Genomic DNA, 17,171 nt, shown 5'->3' with positions numbered 1-17,171 from the left:
TAGACCGACGCGATCAGCGCTTCGGCCGTCCGGGTCAGCCGCTGATAGCGCGGCAACGCTTTTGAGCGCCATTCGCGGACGCGGCCAGCCTCGTCCTCGACCCGGACGCGCGGCACGCTGATCGTCTCGCTCCCGAATGTTCCGGTGATCTGGCGATCCCGGTGACCGTGACGATAGCCCTTCACCGCACCGGCTCCTCGGCCATAGCGCAGACGGCCAAGAAAGCTGTCCAGTTCCTCGTTGAAAACCGCCTCGATGGTGCCGCGGATATTGGCGCGCAGCCGGTCCTCAATCGGATCGAAACCTTCCTCGCAAGCGAGTAGCGAAAGCGCGCTGGTCTGTGTATCTTGGTTCATGGCGTGATCTCCTCTGGCGGTGCCAGCCGCCGGTTGGGTGGGTTTCGTTCACCCGGAGATTGCGCCACCTTCAAATTTCCACCACCTTCGCGACAAGACCTAGCGCAGCCCGAGCCTGTCACACAGGTCCAGAACCTCCGGGGTGCAGTAATGGCTGTCCGCCCGGAGCAGGATTTCCGTCTCGGGCCAATGTTTGGCGATCTGCCGGATCAACCGGCGGATATGGACCGCGCTCTCGGCCCCCTTGGGGCGCGGCGGGCTGGGCGCAACAGTGTCCCCACGAGCCGGCCTTCACCGTCGAACACGACGATCGGCTGGACGCCGAACGCGTCGTAGAACGCATTGAACAGGCGCAGTTGCTGGTGGCCATGCACCGCATCAAAGGTATCATCTATATCGAGCACGATCCGGCCTGGAGCGCGCGCAAAGGACTGACAGTGGAACCGGACCATCTCGCGACCCATGTGGATCAGCGCGCGAGCATCGGGCAGGTTTTCCATGCGCGAAATCGTCGGCTGCGAAGATAATGCCGCCCCGGTTTCCGGGCCGCGCTCCAGGGCAATCCTGAAGCTGGGATCGTGCCGCAAGGCGTTCGCGTCATTGCCGTCTTCATACCCGGCTCCGATCATCATGATCCGGAAACGGATGATGTCGCACAGGCTATGCTGAACTTTTGCCGGATCGCGCGGATCGCACAGGCAATCTGCAAGCCGCTCCGCCCGGCCCGCCTTGCGCTCGATCTCGCGCAGCAGCGTCAGCCCTGCGTCGAAGCTCATGTCTGCGCCGTCAAATCCAAGCAGGATCGGCCTGCCATTCAGGGGTGACAGGCGGGGCCTGGAACGCGTAGATTGGGCCATGGCGGAGATCGTCCTCTCAAAAGCTGCAGGTTTGGCGGCAGCACCAAAAACATACATCATTTCAGATGGTTACGACACCTCCGCCGCCTTCTCGTGAATTATCCGGGTTAAGTGGTAACTCCGGCAGTGGACGTTACGGTAGGCTATACCAATCCATGATGGCCACCAGATACAAGAACCCGCGCTCCATCCGGAGTGAGGAGGGCAAGAAAACAGCGTGGGGCGCTGTTTTCCCGACGAACGCGCATCAGACGCATCAACCGACGCACACGTCGTGCCAGAGGCACGCTTTTCAGCGTGACGACGGCCGCACTTGTGCCCCTGCCGCTCCATGTGCCGCGCCATCTGGCGGGACCCATACCACGGGGTCTCCAGGAACTGATTGTCGATGATCTCCATGAAACGCGTTCGGCGGAAAACGATCCCCCGGATCGTTTTCTGATCCGCCTTACTCTCGACGCTTTCGCCCTTTGGCCGGTAATACAGCGTCGAGCGCGACAATTGCAGCAGTGTGCATTGCCGCCGCTGGCTCAGGTCATGATCCTGGCTCACCATTTTTTGCCTCGCGTCCCGAGCAGTTGATGCGAGGCATTCGCTAAAAAATCCCGTTCCACCACCAACTGCCCGATCTTCGAATGCAGCTTCTCGATCTCCGCCTCGTTCCCCTTCCCGGGATCAGCGCCCCGCCGGGTGAAGGCCGTGGTCATGTTCCGGGTCGCCGCGTTCGGCAGGCATTTGATCCCCCGGATCAAATGCTGATCTGGTTCGGATGCACGCTGTATTTCTTCGACAGCTCCGACAGCGTCATCTCTTCACGGATCGCTTCCAGCGCCACCTTCGCCTTGAACGCAGGCGTATGCATTTTTCTCTTCGTCATTTCGGATCGTCTCTCCCGTCAGGCGATCCACCTTAACAACGGGTCCGAATTTCCGCGACCACCTCTCTCCGTTTTGAGTTGGTTCTCGGATCAGACGTCTTTGGCCAGCCGCAGGCCCATCATTTGCCAGCGGTGGTGGGGGTAAAAGAAATTGCGGTAGCTCCGGCGCATCTGGCGCATCGGTGTTACGCAAGAGCCGCCGCGCAGCACCATCTGGTTGACCATAAACTTGCCGTTATATTCGCCAAGCGCACCCTCGGGCGCACGGAAACCAGGATAGGGGGTGAAGGGGCTTTGTGTCCATTCCCAGACATTGCCCCACATGCCCCCACCGGGCAGCGGCCGCAATGCGCCGGTCTCAAGGAAATTGCCCTCGATCGGCAGGCGCGCCGCCGCCTCCCATTCGGCCTCGGTCGGCAGACGCGCACCGGCCCAGCGGGCATAGGCGTCAGCCTCGTAATAGCTGACATGGCAGATCGGCGCGTCGAGGTTCACGGGCTGTGCGCCGCGCAAGCCGTAGCTCCACCATTCCCCATCCTGTTGCCACCAGTAGAGCGGGGCATCCCAGCCCTGCGCGCGGCAGGTCGCCCAACCATCGTTGAGCCAGAGGGGCTGCGCCCGATAGCCGCCATCCTCGATGAAGGCGATCCAGTCGCGGTTGGTGACCGGGCGATCGGCGAGCGCATAGGGCGCAAGATAGCTCTGGTGGCGCGGCCCCTCGCAATCATAGGCAAAGCCCGCACCGTCACGTCCAATCTCGACCAGCCCACCCTCGTGGGGGAGGAACGTTGCTGGCTCATCCGCCACGGTCGGCACCGGCTCCGGCGCGCGATAGGCGACCAGAAGCGGATTGTGCGACAGCCCGTGAAGCAAATCCGTCAGCAGCAATTCCTGATGCTGCATCTCGTGATGACAGCCCAGATCCACCAGCGCGGCAAGATCGTCGCGGTCGCTGCGGTTTGCGCCCAGAAGATCGGACACCGCCTCGGTCACATGGTCGCGATAGGCCATCACCTCGCGCAGCGCCGGGCGCGAGATCAGCCCGCGCTTGTCGCGTGCGTGGCGCGGCCCGGCCTGCACGTAGTAGGAATTGAACAGGAAGGCGAACCGCTCATCCGGGCTCCGGTAGCCGGGGGAATGCGGCTTGAGAATGAACTCCTCGAAAAACCACGTGGTATGCGCCAGATGCCATTTCGGCGGGCTGGCCTCTTCCATGGATTGCAGCATCGCATCCTCGGGGGTGAGCGGCGCGGCCAACTGCTCGGTCTGCGTGCGGACCTCGTCGAAGAGGGTGGTTATCTCGTCGGGGGCAGGTGCGGGGGTGTGTGCGGTGCGGGTCATCTCGTGTCGCCTTTCTGCCGTCGCTCTGTGCCACAGGATATAGAGGGCGCAAGCGCCTCGTCGATCCTCGCCAAGATTGAAGGATCGACGCCGCCAACCCATGCGGATCGCACGAACAGCGCAAGAGGCACGTTTTCCATGCGGCTTGCCTTTCCTTATCCGCGATCAGGCACAGAATCAGCGGTATTCCGGGTTGGGATGGTCGAAGCGGCAGCCATCCTCCCAGGCGCTGCGCTGGTTGCCATGCGCGGGGATGCCGCCCCAATCAGCGAGGATGCGCGCCATATGCATCAGGTTCCAGGTCATGAAGGTGGCGTTGCGCTGGGTGAAATCGTTCTGCGGCCCGTTTGATCCGTCATCGGCATAAGAGGGCCCCGGCCCGGCCTCACCGATCCAGCCCGCATCGGCCTGCGGCGGGATCAGATAACCCAGATGTTGCAGCGCGTAGAGCACGCTCATCGCGCAATGTTTCACCCCGTCCTCATTTCCGGTGACGATGCAACCGCCGACGCGACCGTAATAGATGGATTGATCCTTGTCGTTCAGCTTGCCGGATTCGGCATAAAGCCGTTCGATCAGGCGACGGCAGACCGAGCTTTCCTCGCCCAGCCAGATCGGCGTGCCGATGATGAGGATATCGGCGGCCATGACCTTGGCGCACAGGTCCGGCCAATCGTCTGTTTTGAACCCATGCTCGCGCATATCCGGGTAGACACCGGGCGGCAGGTCGAAATCGACCGGGCGCAGCATCTCGACGGCGATGCCATTGGCCTGCATGATCGCGCGCGGCACCTGTAGCAGTGCATCGGTATGCGATGGCTGACCCGATGGCTTGAGCGTGCAATTGAGGATAAGCGCCGTGATGTGCGAGAAATCCATCTCGTGCGCCTCGCAGAGCCGTTTTTGAACCGTGTTGAGGGTCATGGGGTGTCTCCGATCTGTCGGGTCCGCGTCACGCCTGCACGCGATCTTTGATAAGTGCGTTATGACTTGCGCCGAGCACCGCGCCGAAAATCACGTGCAGCATCAGCGTGGCAAGAGGAACGATCAGCAGATCGGATGCTATTTCGACCCCGAAAAGCCCTTTGCCCATCATCGGCATGAGCAGGATCATCATCGCGGTCCAGCCGACGATGCCGAGGACGATACCCTTGAGGGCGGCTTTCGTCATGTCGCCGCCCTGTGAAAACCGGCTGAACACGACGCCATACCCGATGCCGATCACGAAATGCGCGACCCATCCCATCGTCGTCCCCGTGCCCATGGTCGCCGCCAGCATCGCGATCACATTGAGACCGGGCATGACGCCCATCATCCCCTTGACGATCATCAGAAGTGACAGAACGGCCGTCGCGATCAGCCCTGCGGCTATTCCGGCGGTAAGTGGGGTCATCTCAGCCTCCTTTGCTTGCATGAGAGTGGTGGCAAAACTGTAATGGATAATCCAAGCTGCGGCTTTCAGGTTCCTAACGCCTCGCGCAGGCGTGACATGCCGAACCGGGCCGCCATGCCAAGGGTGATTTTCGGCGGCATGATCAGCGCATCGGGATCGACCATGACATCCAGGAGCGCCGGACCCTCCTGCGCGAAGGCCTCGTCAAGTGCGGGGCGCAGGTCGGCGGGGTCCGTCACCTGCCGCCCCCAACCGCCGCAGGCGGCGGCAATCGCGGCGAAATCCGGGTTGGTCAGGTTGGTGCCCCAATCGGGCAGGCCCTTGGCCTCCAGCTCCAGCTGGATGAAACCCAGCTTGGCGTTGTTGAGAACCACGGTGACAATCGGCAGCCGATATTTCACCGCCGTCACGAAATCCCCCATCAGCATGGCAAACGCCCCGTCGCCGCAGATCGCGATCACGCGCCGGTCGGGATAGGCCAGTTGCGCGCCGAGGGCACCGGGACAGGCAAATGCCATGGTCGCAAGCCCCCCCGACAGGGTATAGCGCTGGTCCCCGCGCACCCGCAGGTGCCGCGCGGTCCAGGCCGTCGATGTGCCGGTATCGGCCAGAAATATCGTGTCGTCCGGGGCTGCATCGGAAATGGCGCGCATCAGCATGGGCGGCGCAATCGGCGTGCTACTGTCTGTTTCCAGCTTGTCCTGCGCGTCGCGCCATGTCTGCATCCCGGCCTGCATCCGCGTCAGGAATTGATCGTCGCGCCCCGGTGCGATGGCATCACCCAGCGCCGCAAGAATACCGCCCGCATCCCCGACAAGCCCGAGATCGACCGGTACACGCCGCCCGATATGGGTGCTCTCTATATCGATCTGGATGACCTTGGCCGAGGCGGGGTAGAAATCGAGATAGGGGAAATCCGTGCCCGCCATCACCAGCAGATCGCAATCATCCATCGCCTGCACTGCAGGCTTGCCCCCCAAAAGGCCCAACCCACCGATACAAAGCGGGTGATCGTCGTCGATCACGTCCTTCGCCCGCAGGCTGCGCACGATGGGGGCTTTTGCGGCCTCGGCAAAGGCCAGCAGGTCATCGTGCGCCCCCGCACAGCCGATACCGGCAAGGATGACCACCTTTTCCGCCGCGTCGATCATCCCGGCTGCGGCCTTGCAATCGTCCTGCGTGGGCGTCACACGACCGGGGCGCGCCGGGCCAAGCGGGCGGCAGCCGTCGAAATCGCAAGCTTCCCCGGCCACATCGGTGGGGATCGAGACATGCGCCACACCGCGATGCGCAATCGCCGCATGGCAGGCGCGAATCAGGATCTCGGGCGCCTGATCGGGGGTTGTCACCGTCTCACTATAGACCGCCACATCGGAAAACAGCGCCTTGAGATCGACCTCCTGATGCGCCTGCGTGCCGATAAAGCCGCGCGCCACCTGTCCGGTGATCGCCAGAACCGGCGCGTGATCCAGCTTGGCGTCGTAAAGCCCGTTGAGCAGGTGGATCGCGCCCGGCCCGGCGGTGCCCACGCAGACCGCGAGATTGCCGGTCAGCTTTGCCGTGGCCGAGGCGGCAAAGGCCCCGGCCTCTTCGTGGCGCACGTTGATGAAGGCGATATCATCCTGACGGCGGATCGCATCGGTCACGTCATTGATGGCGTCGCCGGGGATACCGAAAATACGCTCCACCCCGTGTTCCTTGAGTATCCGAAGCAACGCGTCCGCAACATTCATGACAATCGGTCCTTTCATGACAAGGCCAACCTGCGCAGCCCTTTGCGTGGTTCTGACATGGGCGCGCGTGCGATGTCGGCTCATTCCGGTGCGCTTTTCGCCTTTGGCGGGTGCAGCAGCGCCGAGATGAAGTCCTTGACCGAGGACAGGATTTCCCCCGAGGCCTGATCGCGGCGAAAGCGTGACGGGTCCACGCCAAGCGCCTTGCGAAAGGCGCGCGAAAAATGGCTACGGCTGGAATAGCCGATTGCGCTTGCGATGGCACCCACGGGCAAATCGGTCTCGACCAGCAGCAAGGCCGCACGATGCAGACGCAGACGGACATCGAAATCGGCCACTGTGACGCCCATCACATCCTGAAACCGGCGCTGAAACGCGGCGCGGCTCATGCCTGCCAGATCGGCGAGCGCGTCCGTGGAGAGGCGCTCGTCGCCCGCGTCGATCATCGCCCCGACGGCGCGGGCGATCCGCGGGTCGCGGAGCGACAGGATCCACGAAAAATCCGCGCCCCCGTCTTGCAACTGTGCCCGGATCAGCAGCACGAAGGCCTGTTTCAACAGCGCCGAGGCAAGGGCGCGGGTGCCAAAGCGGGGGGTGCGCAACTCGTCGACCAGTTCTTCGAAAATCGCAGGCACGCGGGCGGTGTCGGGAAACCGGAACACCATCGGTTCCGTCAGGCCGGAAAAAAGATCGGCCTGATGCAGATACCGCCCGGCAATGGTGGCGCAGGCGGTGCGCAAGACCGGGGTGTCGCCCGCGGTGATGCGCAGCAACCCCTCGGGCAGCACCCGGAATTCGGACATCGCCTCTTGATGACGCGGGTTGTAGCCCGGTGCCTGCAATTCGTGGCGCTGCGCCGCAGGGATGATCACAAGCGCGCCGGGCGCAAGCGGCGTTGTCACCCCGTCGATTTGGCCCTCTCCCTCCAGCACGTAATGAAACATCGGCATTTTCATCGGTCCAAGCCCGAGCCGCCAGCGATCAGCCACCTCGCAAATCGCAAACGCATCCACGCGCGCATCCAGGTGGACAAGCAACTGATCGATCATCTGGCCGGTTTGCATGACGGTCCCTCGCGCGATGCTGATTTCCTCACAGAACTAAAATTTATTTTGAACCGTATTGAAAGCGGCAATAACAAGCCGCAGAAACTTAGTAATTCGAATTACTGAAGGCGTAATCCAATATTTATTTTGGCAACCAGATTCCACGTCAGTAGCCTTTAAGGTATATATTTTAAGGTGTGCCATAGTCGGCCTCCACGTCACTTTCCGTCGTCGTGAGGCCGGTCCTTTGATTTTTTATTTAGATATGCTATGTATCTCGGATACCTCATGCGGCCACGTCTGGACGCTCGCAACGATACGAAAGGCAACCATGACCGAAAAAAATCCAGAGAAAGGCTATGTGGCGATCCTCGGCTGGTCGCTCAACGCCATAGACGCTATCGACCGTTTTGACCGCCGCTACGTGATCGTCGCCCCCCCTTGGGCCGAGGAATATGCGCAGGCCAACGATATTCCCTTCATCCCCTGGGATTTCTACCGGCTGAACGAACGCTCGCACGAGATTGCGCAGATCCTCAAGGACGAGGGCTGCGACGTCGCGATCCCGCTTTACGAGGAAACCGTGGAATGGGCCGGGGCGATCAACTCGGTGCTGCTCGACAATCCGCGCCTGTTGGGGCAATCCATGCTGTTCCGCGACAAGTCGCTGATGAAGCGGCGCGCTCAACTGGCCGGTATCCGCGTGGGCATTTTCGAGGAGGCCGACAATCACGCCGATGTGGTGCGCTTTCTCAAGCGGGTGAACCAGACCCTGCTTAAGCTCGATGGTGACCCGACCGACCCGATCCACTTCAAGGCGTTTGATAAGGCCGGGTGCCTTGGCCATCGCACCATCCGCACGGTCGAAGATGTGGATTCCATCTCGAATGACGAGTTTCCGGCCCTGCTTGAAAGCCATCTGGACGGTTGGGAATTCGCGGTAGAGGCGTGGATCAAGGATGGCAAGATCCAGTTCCTCAACATCTCGGAATATGTGACGCTGGGCTATTCGGTCTTCGTGCCCGCGACGCCAGAGCTTGAATCCTGGCGACCGCGCATCGAGGAAGAGATCAACAAGCTTATCAAGGCGTTCGATATTGATTTCGGCTTCATCCACCCGGAATATTTCGTCACCAGCGACGGCACGATGTATTTCGGCGAGGTCGCCTATCGCCCGCCGGGGTTCAACGCGCTGGAACTGATCGAACGGGCCTATGGCTTCAACGGCTATCAGGGCATCGTGCTGGCCTTTGACCCCAAGACAACGCAGGAAGAGCTTGACGCGTTCTTCCCGACCCCGGTGGAGGACGCCAAGGGCCATGCCGGGTGTTTCGGGGCCTATCCGCGCAGGCGCGTGGTCGAGCGGTTGGAAATCCCCGAAGAGACCGCCAACGATACCTATTTCGAATTCCACGAACTGGCCCAACCGATGGAGCAGAAGGTGACAAAGCGCACCGCTTTCGGTACTCATTGGGGGTTGGTATACTTTTTCGGCGAGAATCCGCACCGTTTGCGCGATCTGCTCAAGGCACAGGAAGAGCTTGATTTTTATGTATGATCCGGTTGGCGGGAAATTCGGATGAGCGAACAGCATCACGGCGACGAGGCCACGCGCCTTGTCGCCACGCTTCAAAGGCCGCTGGAAAACCTCGAGCAGGCCCGCCCCTTTGCCAAGCCGCGCTTTCAGGCGCAGGTGCTTGATGTGGCGGGGCGGTTGCTCGCTGTGCCCGGCGGGCTGGAGCGTCTGCACGCGCTTGCCCCGCGGATGGATGCGGCGGGGCTTTTTGCCGGGTCCGACTGGGATGCACCCGCCAACCTGCTGCCGGGGCTTGTCTCGGGAACGCTGGAGCACGGTGCGCAGGCCTCGGTGACCGTCGAGGCCGTCAGCCTGCTGCGTCTGCTCGCGGTGGCCAAGGGCGAGACCGACCATCCCGGCATCCACGCCGCCGCCGCGCGGCGGTTCCTGACGCAGGTGCTTGCGCTCAACATGCGGCGTTTCTTTGGCGCGACGGATGAGGCTGCGCGCGCAGCAGGCGCACGGCAGGCGACGATAGACGCGCTGTTTCAATACCTGGCCGAACATGTCGGGTTTCAGGACGTGCTGGGCGAGTTGGTCGATGAAATATGGCGCATCCTGCGTCAACGGCCCATTCAGGTCGCCCATGTCAAGGACATGATCGCGCAGATCGCCATCACCCTCAGCGAACGCGGGAGCGAGATCGGCGACCGGCGTCTGGGCGCCGACCGGCTGGTGTCGGCGCTTTTCGGCCCGACATCGGCCTGCCTCGGCGATCCGGGACTCGATACCTATCGCACGCGCCTGGCCGTCATGGATGAGACCGACCTGCGCCACGAGGCGCAGGGGCTGGCGCGCGCCATGCACGATACCGGGCTGGTGTCGGATTATCACGCCGCGTTTCTGACATGGGTGCTGGATACCGAACATGACGGCATGATCGCCGATACGCTTGGCCTTGGCACCACCGGGCGCGACTGTCTTCAGCACCATCGCGGCCTTGTGATCGAGGTGATCCGCCGCGCGGTGCGGCCCGAAACCGCGCAGGCGCTTTACGGCATGTCGCTCATGCTCGATCGCGGGATTCTGCATTACGCCCCGATCGCGCCTGCGCTGCGGCGCCTGCTGACGCTGGAGCCGTGCCCCGCAGTGGCCGAACGCCTGTCGATGGCTGGATTGCACGCGGCCCCGCCCGCCGATCTGCTGCTTGCGGGCTGTATCCAGGTTCTGGGCCAGCCTCTGGGCGTTGGGCAAGGGGCAAACCCGACCTGCCAATCGGCCCGCGCCATCGCGATGTGGGGGCAGAACGATCCCGATTACCTGTTGCATCTGGTGACGCAGGCCGCGCGCATCGACACGGTTATGATGCATTTCGAGGGGCAGGCGATCAATTCCGGCGCTCTGCCCGCGGGTCTGGCCAGCGGCGCGCCGCTCGATGCCGATCCGGTCTCGGTGGTGCTGGTGCCGCATCTCGACCGCATCTATGCGGAGATGGGCCGACTTTGCTCCGACCGCAATGACGACCCGCATATCTGGATCAACCCGGAATTTCATGGCTGGTGGGTGGGCCGGTCCTGCGCCGTGGCGGTCGATGTGCCCACCGGGGCGCTGGCCGCGATCGAGGATTTCATCGCCCGCTTTCACGGTGCCTATCATCCCGATTATAACGGTGGCGAGCCGGTCATCCACCCCCAACCCGCAGGCGTCGCCGCAACTGACGCCGCCGGGCGGTTCATCGGCTGGCACGCCATCACCATTCTGCGCGTGGCCCGCGACCGCGAGGGTGAAATGCGGGTTTATTTCTACAATCCGAACAACGATTCAGGCCAGGACCTCGGCGACGGGGCGGTGGTCTCGACCCACGGTTGTGGCGAGCGCTTCGGCGAGGCCTCGCTGCCGTTCGAGACCTTCGCCTCGCGCCTCTACCTGTTCCACGAGGACGCGATGCGCCCGGCTCCGACGCGCCGACCGGCACAGGATATTCTGGACCGTGTGGCGGCGATGGCCCGCAGGACATGGGCCGCCGGACGCCACGAGATCAGCGGCGAGGCCATCTCGCGCCTCGCGGCCACCAAAAGGGCCTGAGCCGCCTGTCATAGCGCGAAGCACGCTCAGGAGAGTGTAAAACTTCAGACTTGATCTGACGGACAAGCTCACGGCACACCTGCGCCGGATCGGCGCAAGCAGAGGTGCGGTGTTTGTCAAACAAGTTGTCCGCCGATTTCATGCGGCGTCTCTGATTTCAGGGGCGCTGATTTCGGCTTCGGGGTTGAGCGAGACGGGGCCGGCGGGTTGCCAGTTGCGGGTATTGCCTGACCAGCGCCCTGGGTTTTGCGCCTGTGCATTTGCATAGAGACTGGCGCGGTTGGCGAGTGTGGCGCGGTCTTGGCCAGCGTGGCGCGCGCCGGGAGTGACGAAGCGGATGGCGCTGTGCAGATGCACGCCGTTATACCAGTTAGCGAAGGATTTCACCCAGGCCTGCGCCTCGGCCTTGGTGGCAAAGCCCCTGGTCGGCCAGTCGGGACGCTATTTACAGGTGCGGAAAAGCGCCTCGGAATAGGGGTTGTCGTTGCTGACGCGCGGGCGGCTGTAGGAGGCGGTGATGCCAAGTTTCTCCATGGTGGTTTTCATCGTCGCCCCCTTCATCGGACTGCCGTTGTCGGCATGCAGGACCAGCGGGCGCAGGGTGCAGCCCTCGCCCAGCACTGCCTGCCGGATCAGGGTGGCGGCCAGGTCCGCGCTTTCGCGCTCATGCACCTCTCAGCCAACGATCTTGCGGCTGAAGATGTCCACGATCATGTGGAGGTAAAAGAACATGCCAAGGGTCGGCCCCGGCATCCACGTGATGTCCCAGGTCCAGACTTCGCAGGGCGCGCTGGCCTTGTAGCTGGTGGGTGGTTTGCGCCGCACCGGCGGCTTGGCCCGGCCGCGGTAATGCTGCTGCCCTTCGGCGCGTGAGGCATGCGGTAAAAGCTGGATTCTGACGCCAGATACCGCCCCTGATCGGCCAGTTTTGGCACGATCTGACTGGGCGAGAGGCTGGCAAATTCCGTTGAATTACAGACCTCAAGCACGGCGGCGCGTTCGACCGCGCTCAGCGTGTTGGCCGGTTCAGGGCGTGGCACGAGGGGGCGCTGATCGGCGCGCAGTTGGCCGCCTTTTGTCCAGCGCTGCAAAGTGCGGTCGCTGATCTCCAGTTCGGAACAGGCCGGGGCACGACGCGCGTCAGCAGTGACGGCCTCAAGGATCAGGGCGGTGGCGGTTTGGCGATGTGAGGTGCTGATCATGCGTCCCAGCTATGCTCGGAAATGGGTGACGGGGTTTGAAAGGGCGGCGTATCGTGGCGGGTGTTGAGGCCTGCCAGAACTTCCAGAAAGAACGATACGCATGGAGAGAGCTGGCCAACCCTCGACAAGCCAATCGACCCATGACCTCGCAGCCTGATCAGGCCCAAATCAACCCACCCGGAGAACGCTGCCGCAGAATTTCCACCAGATTCGAGACACAACCGCGAGTGGCAGGCGCGCAAGCATGGCGTTCAGGGCCGTCGTCAATGGCGCAAGGTTCATCTGGCCATGGACACAGCCACCTCGGACATCCGGGCCGTGGAATTCACGCCCGGCAGCGACGGTGACAGCCCGGTCTTGCCGGATTTGCTCGATCGGATCCCCGAGGGCGAAGAGATCGGCACCGTGACCGCTGACGGTGCCTATGACACGCGCCGCTGTCATACCGCCATCATCGACCGCGAGGCCACCGCGGTCATCCCGATCCGCAAGAACGGACGCCCCTGCAAAGAGGACTGCCCGGCAGCAATCGCCCGAAACGAAATCCTGCGTGCCACCCGCTACTATGGCCGAGCCTTCTGGAAGCGATGGACCGGATACCACGCTCGAAGCCGGATCGAGGCGAAGATGCGGTGCCTCAAGGCCTTCGGAGAACGCATCGCGGCACGAGACCCCGGCCGTCAGATCGCCGAAATCCATATCCGCATCGCCCTCATGAAGCGCTTCAACCCACTCGGCACTGCCGAGATCGTGCGCGTCACCTGAAATCACCGGGGAAAGGGACCATTACGCCTATATTGGCGGAAGGGGTGTCTGCTGTTAATAAGCTGCAACTTATCTCAGTGAGATGAAAATAATAATTCAAAAACAATGTCATACATGGATAATAGTAGATTCCTGGTTGAACCTAATTGCACGTGGATGCACTTCATAGAGCGTCGCGTTGGTGGGAAGGTTGATAGCAAGAAATGCCCAAACAGGCACAAGAACTCAAGGCAATTCAGGTCAAGAACCTGTCCGCGCCCGGACTGCATGCTGTTGGTGGGGTTGCCGGGCTATCCCTGAACATCACTGAGGCCGGTGCGAGGTCATGGATACTCCGCACAACGGTGCAGGACAAGCGACGTCATATCGGTTTGGGGCCTTACCCCGAGGTATCCCTCGCAGAGGCTCGGGAACAGGCAGCAGAGATGCGCCGCCGGATCCGGGCGGGACGTGACCCGGTCGAAGAACGAAAGGCCGAACGCGCTGCACGCGCGGCCGCAGTTCGGGAGCAAACCACTTTCGAGGGAGCGTTCCGGCGCTATTTCGAAGAAAAGGTTCAAGTTGAGCGTTCCAATCCCAAACATGTCAAACAATGGAAGTCGACGATCGTCTCCTACGCCTTTCCAGTGATTAAGGATAAGCCAGTCTCCTCGATCAGCATGGAGGATATTCTCGCTGTTCTACGTCCAATCTGGAGCACGAAGAACGAGACGGCATCTAGGGTGCGGCAAAGGATCGAGGCTGTGCTGGACTGGTCAAAGGCCATGGGATTTAGAGAGGGCGAAAACCCGGCTCGGTGGAAGGGCAACCTTCAACAGGTTCTCCCATCTCGAGGCAAGATCCAGAAGTCTGGCCGTCGCCAGCCGGCAATCGCCTTGGATGATGTCGCCCACTGGTTCAAGGCACTGCAGAGGCGAGAAGGAATGGCGGCGCGCGCCCTGGAATTCCTCGCACTCACGGCGACGCGGTCGGGTGAAATACGCGGCGCGACTTGGGACGAGATCGATCTGACGAAGCAGCTTTGGATCATCCCTGCGGAACGCACAAAGGCGGGACGCGAACATCGCGTGCCGTTGCCCTCGGTAGCTGCAAGTCTCCTTGAGTCTCATCCGAGATATCTCGGGTGCCCCTATGTCTTCCCATCGCCCAAGAGCGGGCAGATGTCCGACATGACGATCTCGGCCGTGATGCGCAGGATGCAGGCGGACGAGGAGAGGGCAGGGCGCAAAGGCTTTCTTGACCCTCAGTCGCGCAACCCGGCAGTGCCGCACGGGCTGCGGTCGACGTTCAGAGACTGGGCGGCCGAGCGCACGAACTACCCGCGCGAAATGGCCGAGATGGCGCTGGCACACACCGTTGGCAGCGATGTCGAGCGGGCCTACAGGCGCGGTGACATGGTCGAGAAACGGCGCGAGATGATGGAGGACTGGGCCGACTTTCTTTTCGCTCTAGACCCGGATCATTAACGTCGGGCCACATATAGTAACCACGAAGGATCAGTGGGCAAAGTTGTTTAGCGGCCGCACTGTCACTCTAGGCAAGACCGCAAAAATCAATTAACAGTCGCCTACCTCAAGGGTTGCAATTACGTGCTAGAGTGAAGCACTCTTCCCGAACAACGTTCTGAAAGCTCGGGTTTTCCATTTGTTTGCACACTCGCTACCCGAATTATCCGAAGACGCTTGGGAGCCGCTTTCACGGCATCTCTCGAATGTGGCAGCATCCGCCCGGAGTAAGGCGGAAATTCTTGGGGCCGCTGATGTAGGTGAAGTCACAGGCTGGCTTCACGATATCGGGAAAGTCAAACCTGATTTTCAGGCACGGCTTCGGGGGGCACCGAAAAAGGTCACTCACAGCGGAGAAGGGGCGCTTTACGCCCATGGCCATTTTCCTTTCCTTGGAAAGCTCATGGCGTTCTGCATCGCCGGTCATCACTCCGGCCTGCCGAACGGCGCGACAGAGGCGCACGCGCGGCCCGCGACATCACTTCTCAAGCGGCTTGCCCAGAGCGAGACCATCCCGCTGCCGCCAGGTGTGGACATTCCGGAATTGAGAACGGCCCCGACCCCATTGTCGGGCCTGACATTCAATGCTGACACCGCTTTCAACTGCTTCGAGGTTCAGTTCTTCACGCGGATGCTCTTTTCTACCCTTGTCGATGCCGATTTCGTCGAAACGGAGAAATTCTATTCGCCGGGCCTGCGCCACGCGCCCGATGCGGACCTGCCCCGGTTGCGCGCGACGCTCGACCGCCGACTAGAAGGGTTCGGCCCGGCGCGGACGCCCGTCAATCGACTTCGTGCCGAGGTTCTGGCCGCGGCGGCGGACGCCGCAGAAAAGGAGCCGGGCCTGTTCACGCTGACTGTCCCCACGGGCGGCGGCAAGACCCTGAGTTCGCTGAAATTCGCTCTCGACCATGCGCTTTCCCACGATCTGTGCCGGGTGATTTACGTCGTGCCCTTCACGGCGATCATCGAGCAGACGGCAGACGAGTTCCGCAGGTATCTCGACGATGACGATGCGGTGCTCGAACATCATTCCGGTTTCGATGCCGAGATCGCCTCCGAAGACGAAACCCGCGCGGAACAGATGAAGCTGGCGGCGCAGAACTGGGACCGCCCCGTCGTCGTCTCGACGGCGGTGCAATTCTTCGAGAGCCTGTTCGCCAACCGCACGCAGAAGTGCCGCAAGCTGCACAATATCGCCCGCTCGGTTATCGTGCTGGACGAGGCACAGACCTTGCCGGTCACCTATCTGCGCCCCTGCCTGGCCGCGCTCAAGGAACTGGTGCGCGGCTACGGTTGCTCGGTTGTGCTGTGCACGGCCACGCCACCGGCGGTGCGCGATGAGGACGGGCTGAGATGCGCTGAGGCCATCCCCGCGGAGGCCACGCGCGAAATCGCGCCGAACCCTCCCGAACTGTATCGGCGTCTCAAGCGCGTGGAGGCACAATTCGTTGGCGCTGTGAACAATGCCGATCTGGCGGCACGGGTGGCTGGACAAAAGGCATTGGTGATCGTGAACAACAAGCGTCACGCCCGCGCGCTCTACGATCTTTTGGGCCGGGGACACGCCCTTCACCTGAGCGCCAACATGACTGCCACGCATCGCCGCGACGTGCTCGCGCGCATCAGGGACGGCTTCGACGGGCCGGTGATTTCAACCGCACTCGTGGAGGCGGGGGTCGATCTCGATTTCCCGCAGGTCTGGCGCGCGGTGGCGGGGATCGATTCCGTCGTGCAGGCGGCGGGGCGCTGCAACCGCAACGGCATGATGGAGGGGCTGGGCGAGGTGCGCATTTTCGAGCCCGAGCATGGCTATTCTCCGCCGCACGAGTTGCGACTGAACGCCGATATCGCCCGCGACATCCTGAAAACCCATGCGCATGACCCGCTCAGCCCCGAGGCCGTGCGCGCCTATTTCCAGCGGCTCTACTGGGATCGCGACGCCGATCTCGACAGCAGGGGAATCCTCCGGCAGATCAAAGAGACGGGGAACCGCTTTGACTTTCCGTTTGCCGATATCGCCGATGATTTCCGTCTCATCGACGAGGTCACGCTGCCGCTGATCATAGGCACCGGCCCCTATGGCATGGATGCCGGGGCGCGGCGGCTTCTGGAATACAGCCAGTATCCGGGCGCGATCGCGCGCGCGATGCAGCGATACACGGTTTCGGTCTTGCCGCGCATCCGTGACGGGCTGGTGCGGGTCGGGGCCGCGCATGTGGTGCGCCCCGACGAGTTCGGAGATCAGTTCGTGGTCCTGGACAATGCCCGGCTCTATGATGACGAGGCCGGGTTCTCGCCGGAGAATGCGGAGGAGCTGGGAGTGATGATGTTCTGATTTAAGTTCCACGCGAGTGAAGTTGACAAATTGATGTTTCAGAGTATGCTCAGGTTTGCAGCATAGTCGGAGCGTGTCATGATCAAGCCACCTAAGGAGCCATTATCATGGATCAATCTTGTGGAGGCGTGTTTGCGACTGCTGTTACTGCTCGTCG

At 62.1% G+C, this 17,171-nt stretch carries 14 protein-coding genes and 3 pseudogenes; 5 read left to right on the top strand and 12 right to left on the bottom strand.

Annotated elements, in window-relative coordinates:
* The 9 genes and pseudogenes from ABIE58_RS14475 to ABIE58_RS14435 form a co-directional block, all read right to left on the bottom strand.
* Positions 1-356: transposase (locus ABIE58_RS14475; protein WP_354545422.1), on the bottom strand; the 356-nt coding region annotated here is incomplete at its 3' end.
* Between the two features lie 105 nt (positions 357-461).
* A pseudogene (locus tag ABIE58_RS14470) lies at positions 462-1,213 on the bottom strand (IS1380 family transposase); the annotation flags it as partial.
* Positions 1,214-1,761: 548 nt separating this feature from the next.
* Complete coding sequence (locus ABIE58_RS14465; RefSeq protein ID WP_354545421.1) at positions 1,762-1,965, bottom strand: hypothetical protein; 204 nt, start codon at positions 1,963-1,965, stop codon at positions 1,762-1,764.
* Positions 1,966-1,967: 2 nt separating this feature from the next.
* Positions 1,968-2,090 (bottom strand): annotated as a pseudogene (locus ABIE58_RS14460) (transposase); the annotation flags it as partial.
* Positions 2,091-2,180: 90 nt separating this feature from the next.
* The gene (gene egtB, locus ABIE58_RS14455; RefSeq protein WP_354545420.1) at positions 2,181-3,431 is read right to left on the bottom strand and encodes an ergothioneine biosynthesis protein EgtB; all 1,251 of its coding nucleotides are present in this window, start codon (positions 3,429-3,431) and stop codon (positions 2,181-2,183) included.
* Positions 3,432-3,608: 177 nt separating this feature from the next.
* A complete protein-coding gene (locus ABIE58_RS14450) occupies positions 3,609-4,355 on the bottom strand; it encodes a flavodoxin family protein (protein ID WP_354545419.1) in 747 nt (248 codons plus the stop codon).
* A gap of 28 nt (positions 4,356-4,383) precedes the next feature.
* Positions 4,384-4,824, bottom strand: coding sequence for a DUF6789 family protein (locus ABIE58_RS14445; RefSeq protein WP_354545418.1), 441 nt, complete (start codon positions 4,822-4,824; stop codon positions 4,384-4,386).
* 65 nt (positions 4,825-4,889) lie between these two features.
* Positions 4,890-6,557, bottom strand: coding sequence for a thiamine pyrophosphate-dependent enzyme (locus ABIE58_RS14440; RefSeq protein ID WP_354545417.1), 1,668 nt, complete (start codon positions 6,555-6,557; stop codon positions 4,890-4,892).
* An 80-nt stretch (positions 6,558-6,637) separates the two neighbouring features.
* Complete coding sequence (locus ABIE58_RS14435; RefSeq protein WP_354545416.1) at positions 6,638-7,606, bottom strand: helix-turn-helix domain-containing protein; 969 nt, start codon at positions 7,604-7,606, stop codon at positions 6,638-6,640.
* Between the two features lie 328 nt (positions 7,607-7,934).
* Between ABIE58_RS14435 and ABIE58_RS14430 the strand changes: the two genes are divergently transcribed.
* On the top strand, positions 7,935-9,161 hold the full coding sequence (locus tag ABIE58_RS14430) for an ATP-grasp domain-containing protein (protein ID WP_354545415.1): 1,227 nt from the start codon (positions 7,935-7,937) through the stop codon (positions 9,159-9,161).
* 21 nt (positions 9,162-9,182) lie between these two features.
* A complete protein-coding gene (locus tag ABIE58_RS14425) occupies positions 9,183-11,204 on the top strand; it encodes a hypothetical protein (RefSeq protein ID WP_354545414.1) in 2,022 nt (673 codons plus the stop codon).
* 138 nt (positions 11,205-11,342) lie between these two features.
* On the opposite strand, the gene ABIE58_RS14420 is transcribed toward ABIE58_RS14425, so the two are convergent.
* From ABIE58_RS14420 to ABIE58_RS14410, 3 genes are read right to left on the bottom strand one after another with little or no spacing between them, the layout of a single operon-like run.
* Entirely contained in the window at positions 11,343-11,591 is a 249-nt protein-coding gene (locus tag ABIE58_RS14420; RefSeq protein WP_354545413.1) for a hypothetical protein, read from the bottom strand.
* Positions 11,592-11,645: 54 nt separating this feature from the next.
* On the bottom strand, positions 11,646-11,876 hold the full coding sequence (locus ABIE58_RS14415; RefSeq protein WP_354545412.1) for a hypothetical protein: 231 nt from the start codon (positions 11,874-11,876) through the stop codon (positions 11,646-11,648).
* A gap of 3 nt (positions 11,877-11,879) precedes the next feature.
* Positions 11,880-12,029 (bottom strand): hypothetical protein, encoded by a 150-nt coding sequence (locus tag ABIE58_RS14410; RefSeq protein ID WP_354545411.1) that lies wholly within the window; start codon positions 12,027-12,029, stop codon positions 11,880-11,882.
* A gap of 602 nt (positions 12,030-12,631) precedes the next feature.
* Between ABIE58_RS14410 and ABIE58_RS14405 the strand changes: the two are divergent.
* From ABIE58_RS14405 to cas3, 3 genes and pseudogenes are all read left to right on the top strand, one after another.
* Positions 12,632-13,171 (top strand): annotated as a pseudogene (locus ABIE58_RS14405) (IS5 family transposase); the annotation flags it as partial.
* Between the two features lie 203 nt (positions 13,172-13,374).
* Positions 13,375-14,637, top strand: coding sequence for a tyrosine-type recombinase/integrase (locus ABIE58_RS14400; RefSeq protein ID WP_354545410.1), 1,263 nt, complete (start codon positions 13,375-13,377; stop codon positions 14,635-14,637).
* Positions 14,638-14,815: 178 nt separating this feature from the next.
* Positions 14,816-17,014, top strand: coding sequence for a CRISPR-associated helicase Cas3' (gene cas3 / locus ABIE58_RS14395; protein WP_354545409.1), 2,199 nt, complete (start codon positions 14,816-14,818; stop codon positions 17,012-17,014).
* Positions 17,015-17,171 lie beyond the last annotated feature (157 nt).

The sequence above is a fragment of the Roseovarius sp. MBR-78 genome (assembly GCF_040547535.1).
Taxonomy (GTDB): domain Bacteria; phylum Pseudomonadota; class Alphaproteobacteria; order Rhodobacterales; family Rhodobacteraceae; genus Roseovarius.
Note: the sequence above shows the minus strand (reverse complement) of the source record. Positions and strands in the feature narration are given on the sequence as shown.

Bases quoted from the DNA above. Each gene is read 5' to 3' on its own strand.
- egtB (WP_354545420.1), bottom strand. From the start codon at position 3,431: ATGACCCGCACCGCACACACCCCCGCACCTGCCCCCGACGAGATAACC.
- ABIE58_RS14450 (WP_354545419.1), bottom strand. From the start codon at position 4,355: ATGACCCTCAACACGGTTCAAAAACGGCTCTGCGAGGCGCACGAGATG.
- ABIE58_RS14445 (WP_354545418.1), bottom strand. From the start codon at position 4,824: ATGACCCCACTTACCGCCGGAATAGCCGCAGGGCTGATCGCGACGGCC.
- ABIE58_RS14440 (WP_354545417.1), bottom strand. From the start codon at position 6,557: ATGAATGTTGCGGACGCGTTGCTTCGGATACTCAAGGAACACGGGGTG.
- ABIE58_RS14435 (WP_354545416.1), bottom strand. From the start codon at position 7,606: ATGATCGATCAGTTGCTTGTCCACCTGGATGCGCGCGTGGATGCGTTT.
- ABIE58_RS14430 (WP_354545415.1), top strand. From the start codon at position 7,935: ATGACCGAAAAAAATCCAGAGAAAGGCTATGTGGCGATCCTCGGCTGG.
- ABIE58_RS14425 (WP_354545414.1), top strand. From the start codon at position 9,183: ATGAGCGAACAGCATCACGGCGACGAGGCCACGCGCCTTGTCGCCACG.
- ABIE58_RS14400 (WP_354545410.1), top strand. From the start codon at position 13,375: ATGCCCAAACAGGCACAAGAACTCAAGGCAATTCAGGTCAAGAACCTG.